Here is an 18,679-nt window from a genome sequence, read left to right as displayed (position 1 = left end):
GCCCCTTCGGCGGCAGGTGGCGTCAGCGCTGCCGTTCGAGAAGCACGGCGATGCCGTCGAGAATGCGCTGCAGCCCGAACTCGAACAGGCCGTCGAGGTCGAAGTCGTAGCCGGTCCTGGTGAGCCGTTGCATGATCGGGAAGTCCCCGGCGGCCAGGATCGCGTCCAGCGCGGGCTCCTGCGTGTCCAGCCACTCCTCGCTGTCGACACCGCTGACCGCCTCGGCGTCCATCTCCAGCTCGACGTTGACCGCGGTGCCCCTGATGTAGTTGAAGAGGGTGAGGTGCGCGGTGAAGACCGTCGACACGTCGAGCCCGTGGCCGTCCAGGGCGGCGAGCGCCCACTCCGTGTACGGGATCGCGCTGGCGATCGGCTGCGGGCGGGTCACCGAGAGCGCCGGTGCCAGCCAGGGGTGCCGGCGGAACATCGCCCACATCATCCGGGCAGCGAGTTCGAGCCGCTCCCGCCAGCCCTGCGGCGGGTCCGCGGGCAGCGGCCACTCGGCGAACGCCCGGTCCATCATCTTCATCAACAGGTCGTCCTTGTCGGCCACATGCCGGTAGAGCGACATGGTCGCCACGCCGAGTTCGGCCGCCACCCGGCGCATCGAGACCGCGGCGAGCCCCTCCCGATCGGCGACCTCCACGGCGACGGTGACGATCCGGTCCGGGGCGAGCGTCCCGTCCGGAAGACCCCTTCGCTGGGTCCGCGCCACTCGTTCCCCGGCAGCCGCGCGCTCACCGGTAGCCGCGCGCTCACCGACTGCCGCCCGCTCACCGGCGTCGGCCGGGGCTGCGACAGGGGCCGCGACGACGGTGCCGACGCCCGGCACCGCGCGGACCAGGCCCGCCTGCCGGAGTTCGGTGAGCACCCGGGTGGCGGTCGCCATCGCGACACCCCACTGCCGGGTGATCTCCCGGGTCGAGGGCACCCGCTCCCCCGGCGCCAGCTCGCCCGCCTCGATGCGCTGCCGCAGTTCCGCGACGATCCTGCTGTAGCGCGGTACGTCCCGCTTGTCCACGATCTCCCCTCCGCACTAGTGCACCTAAGAGTGCGCCTCCAGCTTAGCCGCAGCACCCGACAGCCCCCGAAATCACCGGTCCGCACTAGTGCACTAGCAGCCAACTGCACTATCCAGCAGCGGTTTTGCGACTTGCATAGTGCACTGCGTACGGCATACATTCAGCCTCATGCAGAACACCGAGATACTCGTCTCCGGCGGCGGCATCGCCGGCCCCGCACTGGCGTACTGGCTACGCAAGGCAGGCTTCACCGTGACCGTCGTCGAGCGGGCCCCGGCCCCCAGGCCGGGCGGCCAGACCGTGGACCTGCGCGGCGCCGGCCGCACCGTGATCACCCGGATGGGACTGATGGACCGGGTCCGGGAGATGACCGTCGAGCAGCGCGGTCTCGCCCTGGTGAACGGCTCCGGCCGGATCACCGCGCGGGTGCCGGAGGACAGCTTCGGCGGCGAGGGCATCGTCTCCGAGATCGAGATCCTCCGCGGCGACCTGGGCGACCTCCTGTACGAGGCGACCCGTGACGAGGTCGAGTACCTCTTCGACGACACCGTCACCGGGCTCGACCAGGACGCGAACGGGGTCACCGTCACCTTCGAGAAAGCCGCGCCGCGCCGCTTCCACCTGGTGGTCGGCGCGGACGGACTGCACTCGGTGGTGCGCGCGCTGGCCTTCGGCCCGGAGTCGGAGTGCGTCCGTCCGCTGGGCGTCTACAACGCCTGGTTCACCACCACCGAGCCCATGGAACTCGACGGCTGGTACCGGATGTACAACGCACCCGGCGGGCTCGTCGCGGCCGCCCGGCCGGGTCGGCTCCCCGGTGAGATCAAGGCCGGGCTCAGCTTCCGCTCCGCGCCGGTCACCTACGACCGGCGGGACACCGCCGCCCAGCGGGAGTTGCTGGCCCGGCGCTTCGCCGGCGCCGGATGGGAGGTCCCGAAGCTGCTGCGGGCGATGCGCACGGCCCCCGACTTCCACTTCGACTCGATGGGCCAGGTGCACCTGGACAGCTGGTCGCGCGGCCGCGCCGTGCTGCTCGGTGACGCCGGATACTGCGCGACACCGCTCACCGGGCTGGGCACCAGCCTGGCCCTGGTCGGCGCCTACGTACTGGCCGGTGAGCTGGCCGCCGCCGACGGCGACCACCGCGCCGCCTTCCGCGCCTACGACCGCGTCATGCGCCCCTATGTCGACCAGGCGCAGGAACTGCCGCCGGGCGGCGCCAAGGGCTACGCACCGTCCAGTGCACTGGCCATCCGCCTGCGGGCCGCCTCCATGCGCTCGATGACCCGCTGGCCGATGCGGAACGTGCTCGCCGCACAGTTCGCCAAGGCCGGGAACATCGCCCTGCCCGACTACGGCCGGCCGGCGGTGCGGTGATCGGCTCCGGGCCCGCGCCCGCCCCGGGCGGGCGAACGGATCGCCTCGCTTCCACCGGCTCCTGACGCTACGTCACTCACCGGGCTCGGCCCCGGCGCGGCCCTGGCCGCCCTGGCGTCCGCACAGGGGTATGTTGACACCCACGACCGTGTAGCCGTACCGCTGGAAGGCCCCGTAGCGGGCGAAGGGGACTTCGTCGAAGCCGGCGGCGAGGACCATCGCCGGTGCGCCGTTGCCCGGTCCGACCGTGATGGCGGGGAGTTCGGCGATGCCGTCGGCGTCCAGGACGAGTTCACCGAAGCGGCGGCCGTCCGCGAACCGGGAGCCGGTCTCGGAGTCCAGTGAGATCCAGATCCGCTGCCCGGCGGCCGGCGTTCCGCCGAAGTCGTGCCGCCGGTCGTCGGAACCGTTCAGCGGCTCTCCCGCCACCATCGGACGGTCGGTACGGATCAGCCGCACCAGTACCGTCCCCGACGGCAGTTCCTGCCCGGCCGAGACCTGGCGCGGGACGGCCCGGCTCACCGTGATCCGGTAGAGGTCGCCCTCCTGGCAGCTGGTCTGGGTCATCCGGAACCACTTGCCGTCCCGGTCCTCGATGTCGAGTCCCCGGCCGTTGCGGACCACCTCGGTCCGGCCGTCGGCGTGCACGAACCGGTGGTCGTCGACGTACGGGAAGAAGTCCTCGTCCCGGGCGCCCGTACGGACCGGGCCGGTAGTCGTGCTCATCTGCGCTGAACTCCTGTCGGGGGCGGTTCCACGGGCCCGGCGGGGCTCATGACACCGACCGTAGTCCTCCGAGCGGCCCACCACCGTGTGCACGGTGAACAGCCGTCCGGCGCCCACTGGGCACTTTGCACTCCTTTTACCCGGGCGCGCCTCGGGCGGCGGGGTCCGGGTGAAGCGGAACCGGGCGCACGCCCCACCCGGCTGGGCGGTGGCTCACCCCCTGGCGATGGCCTGCAGGGCGATCAGCAGCTCCGCACGGTCGACCGCGTCGTCCAGATCGTGGTCGATCAACTGCCGGATGCGCTGCAGGCGTTGGCGCACGGTGTTGCGGTGCACCCCGAGTTCGGCCGCCGCGTCCTTGAGCGATCCCGCGTTGGTGAGCCAGGCCCGTACGGTCGCCAGGTCCTCCGGTTCGCCTTCGAGCAGCGGGCGCAGCACGCGCGCCGCCCACTGCCGCATCCGTTCCTCGCCGAGGAGTTCGAGCAGGCGGCCCCGGGAGAGGTCCTCGAAGCGCACCGTGCGGGAGCCGCCCGCGTGGGCGGTGGCCAGGGCCTGCTCGGCCTCGGCGAGTCCGGAGCCCAGGGCGGTCAGTCCGCGCGGTTCGGAACTGCCCAGCAGGCCCTCGGCCCTGGTGGTGATCTCCGGCAGCTCCTGTTCCAGCCGGCCCTCGGCGGTGGCGAGCACCACCAGCCGGTCCGGCCGGACGGCGGCCAGGTGGCCTTCGCGTCCTCGGGCGGCCGCCGCCGCGCAGGCCAGCAGTGCCGTGTCGAGCTGTCGCGGCTCGATCTCCAGCAGGTGTACCCGCAGCGGTGCGGCCGGGAGCTGTGCGGTGAGGTCGCCGAGCACCGCCTCTGCCTCGGCGAACCGTCCGGCGAGCAGCAGGTCGAACACGGCGGCGTAAAGGCGGCGTTCCGCGCGGTACTGGCCGCGCGAGCGCTCCAGTCGGACGGTGAGCAGACAGGCGGCGGTGTCGACGGCCGCGAACGCGTAGGAGTCCAGCTGGTTCTCGCGGCCCACCACCAGCAGTCCGCGCACCCGGTCCACACCGAGCGTCTGCAGCTGGACCGCGTCCTGCTCCACCCGGACCGCCGCCGCGGCACGCGGACCGGTACGCAGCAGGTAGCCGAACTGCTCGCCCAGCTGCGCCAGTCGGCGCTCCGCGTGGTGCGGTGAGGCGTGCACCGGCCTGCCCACCGGGCTGGTGAGCACCGCCCAGCCGTCGATCGCCTTCGCCAGCCGCTTCACGATCCGCCGGGCGCCTTCGTCGGAGGCGGCCGCTCTGGTGAGTTCCTGGGTGGTCCGGTGCAGGGCCTGGGCCTTGGCGTGCTCCTCGGCCGCGATCGCCGTGGCGACCGCCCTGGACACCGCGATGAACGGGGTGGAGCGCGGTACTTCGAACAGCGGCATGCCGTGCCGGCGGGCCGCCTCGACCAGTTCGGGCGGGCAGCCCGTCAGCCGCTGAGTGGCGTCGTAGCCGAAGCCGATGGCGCGCACCCCGGCCGCGCGCAGCCGCCGGACGTACTCGTCGGTCTGGGCCGGATCGCGTGGCAGCAGCCAGGTGGTCAGCAGGACCAGGCCCTGTTCCAGGAACGGTGTCGGGTCCTCCAGGTCGCTGGCGTGCACCCACTGGACCGGTGATCGCAGCTCCTCGCCCCCGGCCAGCAGCCGCAGCCCGAGTGAACGGTCGGCCAGCAGATCCTCCAGCGTCACCGGCACGTCCGCCCCGCCTCCCGCTCAGGCCTTGATGCCGGCGATCTCCAGGGGCAGATGGCGGGGGCCGCGCAGGATCGGGCTGCGCCGGTACGGCGGCGGGTCCTGGAGCAGGCGCGGGTCGTCCAGGCGGCGGATCAGCTCGGCGAGCGCGATCTGCGCCTCGATCCGGGCGAGTGGTGCGCCGAAGCAGCTGTGCACGCCGCTGCCGAAGCCGAAGTGCTGGACGTCGCGCCGGGTCGGGTCGAAGCGGTCGGGGTCGTGGAACTGTCGCGGGTCGCGGTTGCCGGAGGCGAGCACCAGGATGAGCGGTACGCCCTTGGGGACGGTGACACCGGCGACCTCGACGTCGGTCAGCGCGGTGCGCTGCGGCAGCAGGTGGACCGGTGGTTCGTAGCGCAGCAGCTCCTCCACCGCCCTGGGCATCAACTCCGGTTCACGGCGCAGCAGTTCCAGTGCCTCTGGGTACCGCAGCAGGGTGAGCACGCCGTTGGTGATCAGGTTGACGGTGGTCTCGTGACCGGCCAGCAGCAGCAGGACGGCGCTGGACATCAGCTCCTCGCGGGTGAAGCCGCCTTCGGGTCCGGGGTCGTTGACGAACGCGGAGAGCATGTCGTCGGAGGGCTTGCCCCGCCGGCTCTCGGCGAGTTCGCCGAGGTACTCGCCCATGGCCTTGCGGGCGTCCAGGCCCGCGCGCTGGCGTTCCTCCGGGTTGCTGTCGGGGGTGGGGTCGAACCCCGCGATCAGCGTCTCCGTCCAGACGTGGAACTTCGGTTCGTCCTCGCGGGGTACGCCCAGCATGCGGCAGATGACGGTGACCGGGAGCGGGTAGGCGAAGTCCTCGACTAGGTCGATCCGGTCGCGCCCCTGCAGCGGGTCGATCAGCCGGGTGGTGATCTCGGTGATCTCGTCGTGCATGGCCTCCACCCGGTCGGGCGAGTGGGGCGGGCCGAAGGGCCGCATGGCGATGGTGCGCAGCCGCTCGTGCTCGGGGTCGTCGCGGCCGATGAAGGAGACCTGCGCCGCGGCCTCCTCGGATCCGAGCAGGTCCGGGACGGTGCGGTTGCGGCGGTCCGAGCTGATCCTCGGGTCGTGCAGCAGTCCGGCGATCTCGTGGTAGGTGCCCACCAGGTAGCTGCCGTCGTCCTGGCGGGTCACGCCGGCTTCGCGGAGTTCGGCGTAGAGGGGGTACGGATCGGCGCGGTTGGCGTAGTCGGTGATCCGGCGGAACAGGGTGTCGGCGGCGGCCATGCGCGGGCTCCTCAGCGGTGGCGGTGGCGTCGGTCGGGGGGTGGTGGGGGCTCAGCCGCCCCGGTCGAGGGCTCAGCCGCCGCCCCAGCGCCGCAGGGTCAGGCGCAGATCCGGCAGGTGGCCGGTGAGCGCGACGGTCGGGCCGTGCGAGAGCACCCTCGGGTCGGGCACGTCGGAGGGGACCGGCGTGTGGGACGAGGGTTCGACGGTGGCCGGCTCGGGCGGGAAGGGCGCGGCGGTCTGGATCAGCCGCTCGTAGTAGGGCAGCCACTTGGCCCGGTTCACGCTGACGGCGGCGGTGACCCGGCCCCGGTAGCCGTACACCGCGACGAACCGGCGTGCCTCCAGCGAGCCCTGGGCGAGGACCACGTGGTCGGAGAAGGTGGGCACGCCGACGGACTTGATGTTGAGGCCGAACTGGCTGGACCAGAAGGCGGGCACGGCCAGGTGGGGGCGCCGCTTCGGTCCGGGGTTGACCATGTTGTGGGCCGCCACCTCGGCCTGCGCGACCGCGTTGCCCCAGTGTTCGAGCGAGATCAGTTGGTACTCGAACAGGGGGTGCGGGAAGCGGGCCACGTCACCGGCGACGAAGATGTCGTCGGTGACGATCCCGTACATGTTGAAGACCCGGCAGCCCGCGTCGCAGGCCACGCCGCGCGGGCCGGCGGCGAGCCCGGACTCGGCCAGCCATTCGGTGTTGCGGACCGCGCCCAGGGCGACGACGGCGACGTCCGCCTCGATCCGGGTGCCGTCGGAGAATTCGGCACCCGTCAGCTTGCCGTCGCGGCCGTTGAGCTTGGTGACGGTCACCCCGCAGCGCAGGTCCACTCCGTGGGCGAGCTGGAGTTTGGCGGCCAGGGAGGCGAAGGCCTTGCCGAGGGCGCCGACCAGGGGTGCCGGGCCGCGCTCGGCCACGGTCACCTCCAGGCCGCGCTCCCGGCAGGCGGAGGCGATCTCCGAGCCGGTGAACCCGGCGCCGATCACCAGCACCCGCCTGGGACCGGCCTCCAGCCGCTCGGCCAGACCGGCCGCGTCCTCGCTGGTGCGCAGGGTGAACACCCCGTCGAGCGCGCCCTCCTCGGCGTTCGGCCACGGCCTGGCCCGGGTTCCGGTGGTGATCAGCAGCCGGTCGAAGGGCAGTCGTTCCCCGTCGGCGAGCAGGACCTCCTTGGCGTTCCCGTCCACCGCGGTGGCGCGCAGGCCGAGCCTCCACTCGGCGTCCACCTCGCGGCGCCTGGGCAGCCCGGTCTCCTCGGCGGCCACCCGTCCGAGCAGGACCTGCTTGGACAACGGCGGCCGGTCGTAGGGGTGTTGGCGCTCATCGCCGACCATGGTCAGCCGGCCGGTGAAGCCCTCCTCGCGCAGGGTCTCGGCGGCGCGCAGGCCGGCCAGTGAGGCGCCGACGATGACGATCCGGTTGTTCTTGAGGTCATCGGACATCGGGACCGGTCTCCTCCTCGACCAGGATCGCCTGCACCGGGCAGGCCGCGGCGGCCCTGCGGACGCGCTCGCGCTCGTGTTCAGGGGCCAGCGGGGTGTACAGCAGGGCCTCCTCGCCGTGCATCTCGAACACCTGTGGGGCGAGGAAAGCGCACTGCGCATAGCCCTGGCAGCGGTTCAGGTCGACGACGATCTTCATCCCGGGTCACTCCTCCCAGCGCGGCGTCTGGGTCCGTCCTACCGCTGCCCGGCCGGCCGCGCGGCCGGTACTGCTCCGTGCGAGGGTTCACGCTGCGTGGCCTCGCCGTGCGAAGGCCCTCGCCGCTTGGTCCCCGCGGGCACCGGCGCACCGCGGGGAACCGCGCGGCCGGCCACCGGGAGCGCGCCCGGCGCCGGCCGGCCACCGGGAGCGCGCCCGGCGCCGGCCGGCCACCGGGAGCGCGCCCGGCGCCGGCCGACGGCGGACGCCGGGGCCTCCACCCGGGCGGGAACGGCATCCGGTACCGGAACCGGACCGGTGACGGCCCGTGGGGAAACGTCCGGGAGTGGACGGCCGGCAGCGGCTGCCACGACACGCCGTCCGAACTCCACGACGACGTGGGCTCGTTCGTGGCGAACACCGACGCCTGCTTCATCCACTGGGATCCGGAGGGGAGCTGCCGGGTGCACGGCGGCGACTGGCGCCGCTACTACAAGGATGGCCTCGGCGGCCATATAGACGGTGTCAACGGGGGCAAGTGCTGATCCCCGCGCCGGCTCGGGGCCGCGCCTTCGCGGCGATGAAGGCTCCGGCCCTCGGCACGCCGCGTCCGGCCGCACGGCCGAAGCGCCTCGCACGGCTCCCCGAACACCCGGCTCCCGTAGGCCGATCGGCGTGCACAAGGTATAAAGTCACCCAAATCGGCGCGCTGCGACCGCTGTTCCACGCGGGTGCGGCCGATCGTGCGGCTCATGGTCACAGATACGCTCACTCCGTCCCGGACCCCCGATCCGCTCACACCCCGTACCCGCAGAGCCCCGTGGAAGTCCCCTGAGGGACAGCCCGGGTACGCCCGTCCGGTGCTGCTGGGCATCGCCTGCGTGGCGGCCGTGCTGTTCGCCTGGCGCATCAACCACAGCCAGTACCACGGCTTCTACGCCGCCGCCGTGCGCAGCATGAGCCAGAGCTGGAAGGCGTTCGTCTTCGGCTCGTTCGACCCCGCGAACACGATCACCCTGGACAAGCTGCCCGGCTTCCTCTGGCCGCAGGCACTGGCCGCGCACCTGCTCGGCTTCCACCCCTGGGTGCTGACGCTTCCACAGGTGCTCGAGGGAGTGCTGACCGTTCTGGTGCTGTACCGGACGGTCCGCCGCTGGGCGGGGGCCGACGCGGGCCTGCTCGCGGCCGCCGCCTTCACCCTCACCCCGGTGACCGCCGGACTGTTCCGCACCTCGGTCGAGGATCCCGCCTTCACCCTGATGCTGGTGCTGGCCGCCGACGCGGCGCAGCGGGCGGCGCTCTCGGCGCGGCTGCGGTCGCTGCTGATGTGCGGAGTGTGGGTCGGCCTGGCGTTCCAGGCGAAGATGCTGGAGGCGTGGACGGTACTGCCCGCGCTGACCGCCGTGTACCTGCTCGCGGCACCGGTCACGCTGTGGCGGCGGCTGGGGCACCTGGTGCTGGCCGGGCTGCTGGCACTGGCCGTCTCGGTCTCGTGGATGGCGGTCGTCACCGCCGTACCGGCCGGAGCCCGCCCGTTCGTCGACGGCAGCACGGACAACTCGGCGGTCAGCATGGTGGTCGGCTACAACTTCCTCAACCGCTTCTCCGCCGTGGGACTGAACGCGGCGGACACCGGGAGCGTCCAGGCGGTCCGCGGCGGGCCGAGCCCCGGCGGGTCCGCCGCAGCGACCGGTACGGCTGCCGCCACCGCTGCGAGCACATCGCCGGCCCCCGCCGCCGCTGCCGGCACGCCGACGGCTCCGGCCACGGCCTCCGCCGCGACGCCGACGGGCGACGCTCCGGCCTCCGGCACCGGCGGCGGCTCGCGTGACGGCGGCTGGACCAAGATGTTCGGCCGTCAGTTCGCGCCGCAGACCGGCTGGTTCTACCCGTGGGCCGTCCTCGCGCTGGTCTGTCTACTGGTCTGGCGGCGGCGCGAGGCGCGGACGGACGCGCTGCGCTCGGGCGCGGTGCTGTGGGGGACGTGGCTGGGGCTGTTCTTCCTGGTGTTCAGCGCGGGCAGCGTGGGCAGGCACAGCTACTACATGGGCGTGGTCGCGCTCGCGCTGGCGGCGCTGAGCGGGGCGGGTGCGATGCTGATGTGGCGGGAGTTCCGTTCCGAGAGCCGGCGGGCGTGGGCCCTGCCCGCCGCGATCACCACCACCGTGCTGTGGCACGTCTTCCTGGCCACCCGGTTCCCGGAGTTCCTGCCGTGGCTGGCGACGACGGTGCTCGCTCTCGGCGGTCTGGCGCTGGGGCTGCTCGGGGCGGCCCGGCTGGGCGAGGTGGCGGACGGGCTGAACGGGGACGAGCACGCCGGGCGGTCGCCCGGCCGCCGGCTGATCCTGGCCGGCGGGGTGGCGGCGACCGTCACGGCGGCCCTGGTCGCTCCGGGCGCCTGGGCCTGCTCGGTCCTCACCGCGGAGTACGGCGGTTCCAGCATGGGCACCGTCGGCCCGTCGGGCTCCAACCCGGCACCCGCCCCGCAGCCGCAGCGCCGGGTGGACAGCAGCATGTCGGCCGACTCCACGGGCCGGCTGACCGTCTCGCAGCAGGCCCTGCTGGGCTATCTGCGCGCGCACCGGAACGGTTCCAGGTACCTGTTCGCGGCCTCCAGCTGGGGCGGTGCCTCGCCGTTCATCCTCGCCACCGGGGAGCGGGTCCTGCCGATGGGCGGCTTCACCGGCCTGGCGCCGTCGCCGACCACGGCGGAGTTCCAGCGGCTGGTGGACACCAGGGCCGTGCACTACGTCCTGCTCGGCAACAGCCTGACGGCCGGCACCCTCTCCGGCGGCGGCCCGGCCGGCACCGCCGCCTCGCAGATCCGCTCGTGGGTCGAGTCCACCTGCGCCGAGGTGCCCGCCGCGGAGTACGGCGCCGGTACACCGTCCGCCGGGCTGGGCGCCCGGGCACTCGACGACGGCTTCGCGGCCCAGCAGCGGCTCTACTCCTGCGCCCCGAGCCGCTGATCCGGGCGGCATCCCGCCGGATCAGGCCAGGTCTCTATCACATCACCTTCACAAAGAGATGAATAGTCAACAATAGTCCGCTCGATCCGGCCATATCTGAAACCAGCTGTCCGATGGACGGTCACCGTCTGTCCGGATACTGGACGGATTCCTGGACGGCGGCTAGATCGTCACCGAACCAGCCAGGACACGGCTTCTCGCCGGTCGGGCCGTCCGTGCCACCCCGCCGCGCCGTCCGTTCACCCGCTCGACGGACGGCGCGGGGGCGGGACAGGAGAAGTCCGGATTCATTCCCACAGGTTGCTCTTAACGGCGATTTTCGACCAAAGTCGCACAGGTGAACGCCTTTCAGCGCCTCTTGGCAGGTGAGGCCTTACGACACCGCGACTTCCGGTTCCTGCTGTCCGGGGCCGCCGCGAGCCAACTCGGCAGCCAGGTGACCCTGGTCGCCCTGCCGCTGGCCGCAGTACTGGTCCTGGACGCCTCGCCGCTGCAGGTCGGCCTGCTCACCGCGGCCGAGACCGCGGCCTTCCTGCTGGTGGGCCTGCCCGCGGGCGCCTGGCTGGACCGGATGCGCAAGCTGCCCGTACTGATCCGTGCCGACCTGGTGCGCTGCCTGGCCGTGGGTTCGGTCCCGTTGGCGGCGGCGGCGGGTGTGCTGACGATGGCCCAGCTGTACGCGGTGGCGCTGGTCACCGGTGTGGCCACGGTGTTCTTCGACGTCGCGCACCAGTCCTTCCTGCCACGGCTGCTGCCGCCGACGCAGCTGGTCGAAGGCAACGGCGCCCTGGAGACCGTCCGGTCCACCGCCCAGGTCGCCGGTCCCGGGCTCGGCGGCGGGCTGGTCCAGCTGCTCGGCGCGCCGCTGGCCATCGTGGCCGACGCCATCGGCTACCTCACCTCGGCCCTGCTGCTCCTGGGGATCCGCGTCCGCGAGGAGCGACCGGAACCGGCGCCGGGCCGCTCACTGCGGGCGGACATCGCCGAGGGCGTCTCGTTCGTCCTGCGGCACCCGCTGCTGCGCACCATCGCCATCACCACCGCCACCTCCAACTTCTTCTCCGCCCTGCTGGCCGCCGTGCAGACCGTCTTCTGGGTCCGGGTGCTCTCGCTCTCCCCCGGCACCATCGGCCTGCTGCTGTCGGTCTCGGCCGTCGGCGGCCTGGTCGGGGCGCTCTGCGCCGGGCCGCTGGCCGCGAAGTTCGGGCAGGCCAGGCTGATCTGGCTGTCGCTGACGGTCAGTTCACCGTTCGCGGTGCTGTGGCCGCTGTCCGCCGAAGGCGCGGGCGCGGTGCTCTTCGGTACCGGCTTGGCCGTGGTGCTGTTCAGCGCCGTGGTCTACAACGTCGCCCAGGTGAGCTTCCGTCAGACCATCTGCCCGCCCGCGCTGCTGGGCCGGATGAACGCCACCATGCGGTTCCTGGTCTGGGGCACCATGCCGCTGGGCGCACTGGCCGGCGGCGCGGTCGCCGCCGCGGCCGGGCCCAGGGCGGCCCTGTGGGTGTGCGCCGCGGGCTTCCTCCTCGTGCCGGTGCCGGTGCTGATGTCCCCACTGCGCCGGATGCGCGACCTTCCGTCCGGCGACGCGGCGGACGCCGGGTCTCCGGACGCCGGGGACGGGGCCGGGGACGGGGCCGGGGACGGGGCCGGGGACGGGGCCGCAGGCTCCGGCGACCCGGTCGAGGTCGGGAGCAGGGCCACGGCCGCTGCCGGGGCAGCCCGTGCCGAGCCGGTCGAGGTCGGTTCCGGGCAGAGCCTCGACGGCCGCGGTACGGAGCCCGCCTCCACGCCTCCCGTCCGCTGAGGACGGTGCCGGGCGGGACCGGCCCGGTGCACCGCTGCGGGCGCGCCACTCCGCCCCTCAGGGGACCGTGCCGGCCCCGCGCTCCCAGATCCGCCGAACCGAACCCGCCCAGCCGAACCCACCCGACGGACCCACCCGACGAACCAGCCCGACGCACCGAAGCCGCCCGCGGCGCCACCGACCACAGATCCGCCCAACCGCCAAGAGCCGAAGCGGAGATCCTCCCGTGCCCGCCAGCCTCACCGACGCCTACCTCACCCACTACCGCTCCGCCGTCTCCTCCGCCGACGACCCGGCCACACTGCTCCCGGTCACCGGTGCCCAGCGCCGGTTCCTGCTCGTCCGCCGCTTCGACCCGCAGGGCCGCCCCGACGTGGTGCCCCTGTTCTTCGCCTTCCCGCGCGGCACCGTCGATCCGGCCCGGCTGCACCGCGCGGCCCTGCGGGTCGCGGCCCGCCACCCGGCACTGCGCGGCACCTTCACCGATCTGCGCGGCACCCCCGTGCTGCGGCTCGGTGCGCCGGCGGCCGAGGTCCGGGAGGTCCCGGTGCCGCCCGACGGCACGGCCCACGAGGCGCTGCGCCGCGCGCTGCTCGACTGGCCCGCGGAGGGGCCCGCGCTGCGGCTGCTGCTGGCACGCGGCCCGGAGCACGACGAGGAGGTGCTGGCCGTCGCCCTGGACCACGCGGCCTGTGACGAGCAGTCACTCGGCATCGTCACCGCCGGCCTGACCCGGGCCTACCGCGAGGACGCCCCGGGCGAGGAGGCCGATCCCGATCCGCAGGAACTCGGCGCGGCCGTCGACGCCTACCGCGAGGCGGTCGAACTCCAGCTCGCGGCCGAGGACTCGGCCTCCTCGCCCGCCGCCCACGCCCACTGGGCCGCCAGACTCGCCGGCCTCGGCGGCACTCCGGCCCCCGCCGGGGACGACCGGCCGACCGGCATGCTGAGCCGCCGGCTGCCCCTGGGCGAAGGACCCGCGCGGCGGATCGCGTTCCCCGCCCTGCTGGCCGCGGTCGGCGCGGCCGCCCACCGGCTGTCCGGGCCCGACCGGACGCTGGCACTCGGCTACCCGTGGGGCGGCCGGCCGGCTGCCGCGCAGCAGGTGCTGGGCTGCTTCCTGAACACCCTGGTGCACCCGGCCGCCCCGGGCCCGGCCGATCTCGACGAGCTGAGCGCCGCCTGGTGGGACGACCTCGACCACGCCGACATGCCCTTCGACGAGGTGCTCCGCGCCGCGCGCTCGGGCGGGGCGCAGTGGACCGGGGCACTGGACGGCCTGCTCACCTTCGAGGACCTGCACCGCCGCCCGCCCCTGGTCCTCGGTGGCACGGACGGCCGCGAGACCCACCTGACCGGCCGTCCCCTCGCGGCTCCGTTCGCGGTCTCCGCCTCCCACGGCGACGACCTCCTGATCCGTCTGGCCTGGAACCGCGGCCACTTCACCGACGAGGCGGTCCACACCGCCTTCGAGGTGCTCGTGGACGCGCTCCAGGGGCACGGGGAAGCACACCGCTGACCCCCGCCCGGCCCGGGCAGCACCCCGGGAGCGAGCGCCAGGTCGACCGCGCACACGGCCGACCTCGCACCTGCGACCTCCCTCCGGACAACCGGGTCCGCACCGCCCTCCGGCCCCGGTGGCACCACCCGAAGGCCCCGGCCGCGGCCGGCCGGTCGCGCACACGGCCGACCGGGCGGCGCCCCGTACTCCCGGGGCGGTCGGCGAAGCGCCCTGACCGGGCGGCCCGCCACGGCCCCGGGGAAACCCCGATCCCGCCACAAGCAGATCTCAAGCCCGCCACAAGCAAAGGGACTTGCCGATGTTCGCTCTCTCCTCCTCGCAGGAGATCGTCTGGCTGCACGAGCAGATGCTCCCCGGCAGCCGTGCCTACAACTTCACCGCCGCCCTGGACCTCTGGGGCCCCCTCGACATCGCCGCGCTGCGCGCCGGTCTCGCCGCCGTGATCACCCATCACCCGGGCCTGCGCCTGGAGTTGGTCCCCCAGCCCGGCGGGCTCCCCGCCCAGCGGGTGCGGGAGCAGGCCGAGCCGCGCCTGCGCACCAGTGACCTGTCCGCCGAGGCCGAGCCCGAGGAGGCCTTCCGCCGCCTGCTGTCCGCCGAGGCCGAGGAGCCGCTGGACACCGAGCAGGCGCCGCTGCTGCGCTGGCACCTGGTCAGGCTCGCCGAGCAGCACCACCGCCTGATCCACGTCGAGCACCACCTGATCCACGACGGCCACTCCTTCGCCATCCTGCTGCGCGACCTGTTCACCGCCTACCGCGCGCACACCCTCGGCGAGCAGGCCGAACTCCCGCCCGCCCGCTCCTACGAGGAGCACGTGCGCACCGACACCGACGGCAGCAAGGCACGGGCCAGGGAGCTCAGCCTGGCGTACTGGCAGCAGGAGCTGCGGGACGCGCCCTTCGACCTGGCCCTGCCCGGTCTGAAGCGTCCGGGCTCGGTGCGCCGCCACCGGGGCGGGCAGCTGCGCCAGTCGATCGGCGCCGACCTGGCCGAGCGGCTGCGCGAGCGGAGCAAGAGCGACGGCCACACTCCGTTCAGCACCCTGCTCACGCTCTTCGCCGAGATGCTGCGCCGGCACAGCGGCCACCACGAGCTGGTGGTGGGCACGGCGGTGGGCAACCGTCCGGTGGGCTTCGAGGGCACCGTCGGCATGTTCGTCAACACCGTGCCGCTGCGGCTCCGGCTCGACGCGGGCGCACCCGGTACCGAAGCGGTGGACGAGGTCACCGACACCCTGCTGCGGGCGCTTCCCCACCAGGACGTCCCCGTACAGGAGTTGACCCGTTCGCTGGGGCTGCACACCGGTGGTGCCGACAACCCGCTGTTCGACGTGATGTTCAGCGCCCACGACGCCGCGCTGCCCGAGGTCGAGGCTCCGGGCCTGGAGATCTCGCTGTACGAGGGCTTCAACACCGGTACCACCCGGTTCGATCTGGACCTGGTGCTGCTGCCCGACGACCGCCGGGTGGTCGGCGAGCGGCACGGTGCCGCCGGAATGACCCTGGTCTGGGACTACGACGCCGACCTGTTCGGCGAGCCGGTGGCACAGCTGCTGGCCGAGCGCCTGCTGGACCTGCTGCGCGCCTACCTGGACGCCCCGCTGACCCCGCTGGCCGCCCTGAGCGCCTCGACGGTGGACCCGGGCGACCCGCCGGCCGCCCCCGACCTCGCCCTGCTCGACCCGGTGGCCGCGCAGGATCCGAGCCGGATCGCGATCATCGCCGGTGCCGAGCGGCTGACCTTCGGCGACCTGGACCGCCGGGTCGGCGAACTGGTGGAGCGGCTGCGCACGGCCGGGGTGGCGCCCGGTCAGCCGGTGGCCGTACTGCTGCCCCGGGGCGTGGACAGCGTGGTCGCCCTGCTGGCCTGCCTGCGCCTCGGGGCGGTGTACGCGCCGCTCTCGCCGGAGGACCCCTCCGCCCGCCTCGGCCTGCTGCTGGAGCGGCTGGAGCCCGCGCTGGTGCTCGCCACCCGGCAGAGCGCGCTGGCGCTGCCCGCCGAGGGCCGCCTCCCCGCGCTGCTGGACGGTCCCGCGTTCCCCAAGGCCGAGCCGGCGGCGGTGCTCGACGGCGCCGCGTACGTCATCCACACCTCCGGGTCGACCGGTGTGCCCAAGCCGGTGCTGGTGGGCCGGGCCGCACTGGCCGGCTACGTCGGCGCGCTGGCGCAGCGGTACGGGCTGAGCGAGACGGACCGGGTGCTGCTCTTCGCCCGGCCGTCCTTCGACGTGGCACTGGAGGAGGTGCTGCCCTCGCTGGCGGCCGGGGCCGCACTGGTGCTGCCGCAGCGCGAGGTGCCGACCGGTCCCGAGCTGGTCGCGGTGCTGGCCGCGCGCGGCGTCACCGTGGCCAATCTGCCGACCAGTTACCTCCTGGCCGTACGGGAGGATCTGCGCGAGGCGCTGCGGGACGGGCGCTGGTCGCCGCGGCTGATCGTGCTGGGCGGTGAGCGGCTGCCCGCCGCCGCGCTGCGTCCGCTGGCCCAGGACACCTCGGCGACGGTGCTGAACGCGTACGGCGTCACCGAGGCCACGGTCACCTCGACCGTGCACGAGGTCACCGCGGCCGACCTGGCCGAGGACATCGAGGAGATCCCGCTGGGGATCGAGCTGCCCGGAACGCGGGTGCACGTCCTGGACCAGGGACACCACCCGCTGCCCGCCGGTGCGATCGGTGAACTCGCCGTCTCCGGAACGGCGTTGGCCGAGGGATACCTCGGCCGGGACGAGGTCACGGCGGCCCGGTTCGCCAGGCCGGCCGCGCTCGGCGGTGAGCGGGTGTACCTGACCGGCGACCGCGGCTACCGCGATCAGGACGGCCGGCTGTGGTTCCTCGGCCGCCAGGACAACCAGGTGAAGCTGCGCGGTTTCCGGATCGAGCTGGAGGAGATCGAGGCGGCGGCCTCCGCCGAACTCGGCGGGCGCTCCTGCGCGGTGGTGCTGGACCGGGACTGCTCCGCGGGCCCCCGGCTGGTCGGTTTCCTGGAGGGCACCGAGCAGCCCGACCAGACCGCACTGCACGCCGCGCTGGCCCAGCGGCTGCCCGGGGCACTGGTCCCCGGCACCTGGGTGGCCCTGGAGAGCATGCCGGTGCTGCCGGGCGGCAAGCCGGACCGGGCCGCGCTGGTCCGCCGGCTCGTCGAGCTCCCCGAGCCCGGCACGGAGCCGGCCGAGGAGCCGGCGGCCTTCGCGGACCCCGCGCAGGCCCTGGTCGCCGAGGCGTGGCGCGAGGTGCTGGGCCACGACCGCTTCGGCCCCGACTCGCACTTCTTCGAGGTCGGCGGGCACTCCCTGCTCGCCGCCCAGCTCTCCGCCTGGCTGGAGCCGCACCTGGGCCACCGCCCGCCGCTGCGCACCCTGTTCCAGCACCCCGTGCTGGCCGACCAGGCCCGCGCCCTGACGGGCGGCCGCTCGTGACCTGCGCCCGCCGACCCGTCCGCCCCCAGCCCCAGGACCCGACCGGAGCCGCCCTGTGAACTCCACCCCTTCCTCCGTCCTCGAGGACGGACACCGCGAACTGGTCGAGGCCTTCGAGAGCTTCGTCCGCCGCGAGCTGGTGCCGCTGGCCGCCGAGCTGCCCGAGACCGCCGACCAGCCGCCCGCCGATCTGCGCGCCTACGTCCGCAAGCGCTCGGCCGCGCTGGGCTTCTACGCCGGGGACTACCCGGAGGAGCTCGGCGGCTCCGGGATGCCGTTCACCGCGGTGGTGCTGCTGCACCACGCGGCCGGCCGCAGCGGCTGCTCGCTCGCCCCGTACGCGCTGGCGGGTTCCGACGGGCCCAGCCCGCTGCTGCGCCACGGCACGCCCGAGCAGATCGAGCGGTACCTGGCGCCGCTGGTGCGCGGCGAGGCGGCGCGCTGTCTGGCGCTGACCGAGCCGCAGGCCGGCTCCGACGCCTTCCGGCTGACCTGCACCGCGCGGCGGGACGGCGACGGCTGGATCATCAGCGGCCGCAAGACCTTCGTCAGCAACGCCGACCGGGCCGACTTCGCCCTGGTGGTCACCGCGACCGACCTCGGGGACGGCCCCACCGGCGGTGCCACGGCGTTCGTGCTGCCGATGGACCAGCCGGGGCTGCGGATCGGCCAGCGCTACGAGGGCATGTCGGGCGAGCCGCTGTTCGAGCTGATGCTGGAGCAGGTCAGGGTGCCGATGGACGCCGTGATCGGCGGCGAGCAGGGTGTCGGCGCCGCGATGGCGCTGGCCATGGACAGCCTCTCGCGCGGCCGGCTGGTGGTCGCCGCGATGTCCAACGGGGTTGCCGAGTACGCGCTGCGCCTGGGTGTGGAGTACGCGCGGGAGCGGGAGGCGTTCGGCGAGCGGATCGGCAACTACCAGCACGTCCAGGAGCACCTGGTGCGCAGCCGGGCCGAGGTGGAGGCGTCCAAGCTGCTCACCCTGGCCTGCGCCCGGCTGGTCGATGACGGCACCGAGGCGCCGGAGAACGCGGCGCTGGCCAAGCTGACCGCCTCCGAGACGGCGGTGCGGGTGGTGGACCGCTCGCTGCAGGTGCACGGGGCCACCGGCTGGGTGCGCGGGCATCCGCTGGAGTTCCTGTACCGCTACGTCCGGATGATGACCATCATCGAGGGGACCTCCGAGGTCCAGAAGGTGATCGTCGCCAGGGCGATGGGCCTGGGCTGAGCCCATGGGCCGT

13 protein-coding genes are annotated in these 18,679 nt (G+C 73.8%); 7 read left to right on the top strand and 6 right to left on the bottom strand.

Annotation, left to right across the window (positions count from 1 at the left end; genetic code table 11):
* Nucleotides 1–22 precede the first annotated feature (22 nt).
* The gene (locus ACSMTC_RS37990) at nt 23–1,021 is read right to left on the bottom strand and encodes a TetR/AcrR family transcriptional regulator C-terminal domain-containing protein (protein ID WP_436564319.1); all 999 of its coding nucleotides are present in this window, start codon (nt 1,019–1,021) and stop codon (nt 23–25) included.
* Nucleotides 1,022–1,190: 169 nt separating this feature from the next.
* Here ACSMTC_RS37990 and ACSMTC_RS37985 point away from each other — a divergent pair, with 169 nt between their 5' ends.
* Nucleotides 1,191–2,399 (top strand): FAD-dependent monooxygenase, encoded by a 1,209-nt coding sequence (locus ACSMTC_RS37985; protein WP_436564318.1) that lies wholly within the window; start codon nt 1,191–1,193, stop codon nt 2,397–2,399.
* A gap of 72 nt (nt 2,400–2,471) precedes the next feature.
* Here ACSMTC_RS37985 and ACSMTC_RS37980 read toward each other — a convergent pair whose 3' ends face one another.
* From ACSMTC_RS37980 to ACSMTC_RS37960, 5 genes are all read right to left on the bottom strand, one after another.
* On the bottom strand, nt 2,472–3,125 hold the full coding sequence (locus tag ACSMTC_RS37980; protein ID WP_436564317.1) for a hypothetical protein: 654 nt from the start codon (nt 3,123–3,125) through the stop codon (nt 2,472–2,474).
* Between the two features lie 213 nt (nt 3,126–3,338).
* Nucleotides 3,339–4,835 (bottom strand): PucR family transcriptional regulator, encoded by a 1,497-nt coding sequence (locus tag ACSMTC_RS37975; protein ID WP_436564316.1) that lies wholly within the window; start codon nt 4,833–4,835, stop codon nt 3,339–3,341.
* Between the two features lie 24 nt (nt 4,836–4,859).
* On the bottom strand, nt 4,860–6,086 hold the full coding sequence (locus tag ACSMTC_RS37970; protein ID WP_436564315.1) for a cytochrome P450: 1,227 nt from the start codon (nt 6,084–6,086) through the stop codon (nt 4,860–4,862).
* Nucleotides 6,087–6,158: 72 nt separating this feature from the next.
* Nucleotides 6,159–7,526 (bottom strand): NAD(P)/FAD-dependent oxidoreductase, encoded by a 1,368-nt coding sequence (locus ACSMTC_RS37965; protein WP_436564314.1) that lies wholly within the window; start codon nt 7,524–7,526, stop codon nt 6,159–6,161.
* Nucleotides 7,516–7,725: a ferredoxin gene (locus tag ACSMTC_RS37960; protein ID WP_436564313.1), complete on the bottom strand. Its 210-nt coding sequence runs from the start codon at nt 7,723–7,725 to the stop codon at nt 7,516–7,518. The genes ACSMTC_RS37965 and ACSMTC_RS37960 overlap by 11 nt, the downstream gene beginning before the upstream one ends.
* Before the next feature lie 410 nt (nt 7,726–8,135).
* On the opposite strand from ACSMTC_RS37960, the gene ACSMTC_RS37955 reads away from it, so the two are divergent.
* The 6 genes from ACSMTC_RS37955 to ACSMTC_RS37930 all read left to right on the top strand — a co-directional run bounded on the left by ACSMTC_RS37955 (nt 8,136) and on the right by ACSMTC_RS37930 (nt 18,666).
* Nucleotides 8,136–8,270, top strand: a complete 135-nt coding sequence (locus ACSMTC_RS37955; RefSeq protein WP_436564312.1) for a hypothetical protein — start codon at nt 8,136–8,138, stop codon at nt 8,268–8,270.
* 207 nt (nt 8,271–8,477) lie between these two features.
* Complete coding sequence (locus tag ACSMTC_RS37950) at nt 8,478–10,694, top strand: ArnT family glycosyltransferase (RefSeq protein ID WP_436564311.1); 2,217 nt, start codon at nt 8,478–8,480, stop codon at nt 10,692–10,694.
* A gap of 337 nt (nt 10,695–11,031) precedes the next feature.
* Nucleotides 11,032–12,498: an MFS transporter gene (locus ACSMTC_RS37945; protein WP_436564310.1), complete on the top strand. Its 1,467-nt coding sequence runs from the start codon at nt 11,032–11,034 to the stop codon at nt 12,496–12,498.
* 226 nt (nt 12,499–12,724) lie between these two features.
* Complete coding sequence (locus ACSMTC_RS37940) at nt 12,725–14,017, top strand: condensation domain-containing protein (protein ID WP_436564309.1); 1,293 nt, start codon at nt 12,725–12,727, stop codon at nt 14,015–14,017.
* Nucleotides 14,018–14,318: 301 nt separating this feature from the next.
* A complete protein-coding gene (locus tag ACSMTC_RS37935; protein WP_436564308.1) occupies nt 14,319–17,438 on the top strand; it encodes a non-ribosomal peptide synthetase in 3,120 nt (1,039 codons plus the stop codon).
* A 55-nt stretch (nt 17,439–17,493) separates the two neighbouring features.
* A complete protein-coding gene (locus ACSMTC_RS37930) occupies nt 17,494–18,666 on the top strand; it encodes an acyl-CoA dehydrogenase family protein (protein ID WP_436564307.1) in 1,173 nt (390 codons plus the stop codon).
* The last annotated feature ends 13 nt before the right edge of the window (nt 18,667–18,679 follow it).

Source organism: Kitasatospora sp. HPM-01-4, from assembly GCF_051374625.1.
Taxonomy (GTDB): Bacteria; Actinomycetota; Actinomycetes; order Streptomycetales; family Streptomycetaceae; genus Kitasatospora.
The sequence above is the reverse complement of the archived record's forward strand: the minus strand, read 5'-3'. Positions and strand labels throughout refer to the sequence as shown.

Coding starts and splice junctions, on each gene's coding strand:
- ACSMTC_RS37970 (WP_436564315.1), bottom strand. CDS start 6,086: ATGGCCGCCGCCGACACCCTGTTCCGCCGGATCACCGACTACGCCAAC.
- ACSMTC_RS37980 (WP_436564317.1), bottom strand. CDS start 3,125: ATGAGCACGACTACCGGCCCGGTCCGTACGGGCGCCCGGGACGAGGAC.
- ACSMTC_RS37965 (WP_436564314.1), bottom strand. CDS start 7,526: ATGTCCGATGACCTCAAGAACAACCGGATCGTCATCGTCGGCGCCTCA.
- ACSMTC_RS37950 (WP_436564311.1), top strand. CDS start 8,478: ATGGTCACAGATACGCTCACTCCGTCCCGGACCCCCGATCCGCTCACA.
- ACSMTC_RS37960 (WP_436564313.1), bottom strand. CDS start 7,725: ATGAAGATCGTCGTCGACCTGAACCGCTGCCAGGGCTATGCGCAGTGC.
- ACSMTC_RS37935 (WP_436564308.1), top strand. CDS start 14,319: ATGTTCGCTCTCTCCTCCTCGCAGGAGATCGTCTGGCTGCACGAGCAG.
- ACSMTC_RS37985 (WP_436564318.1), top strand. CDS start 1,191: ATGCAGAACACCGAGATACTCGTCTCCGGCGGCGGCATCGCCGGCCCC.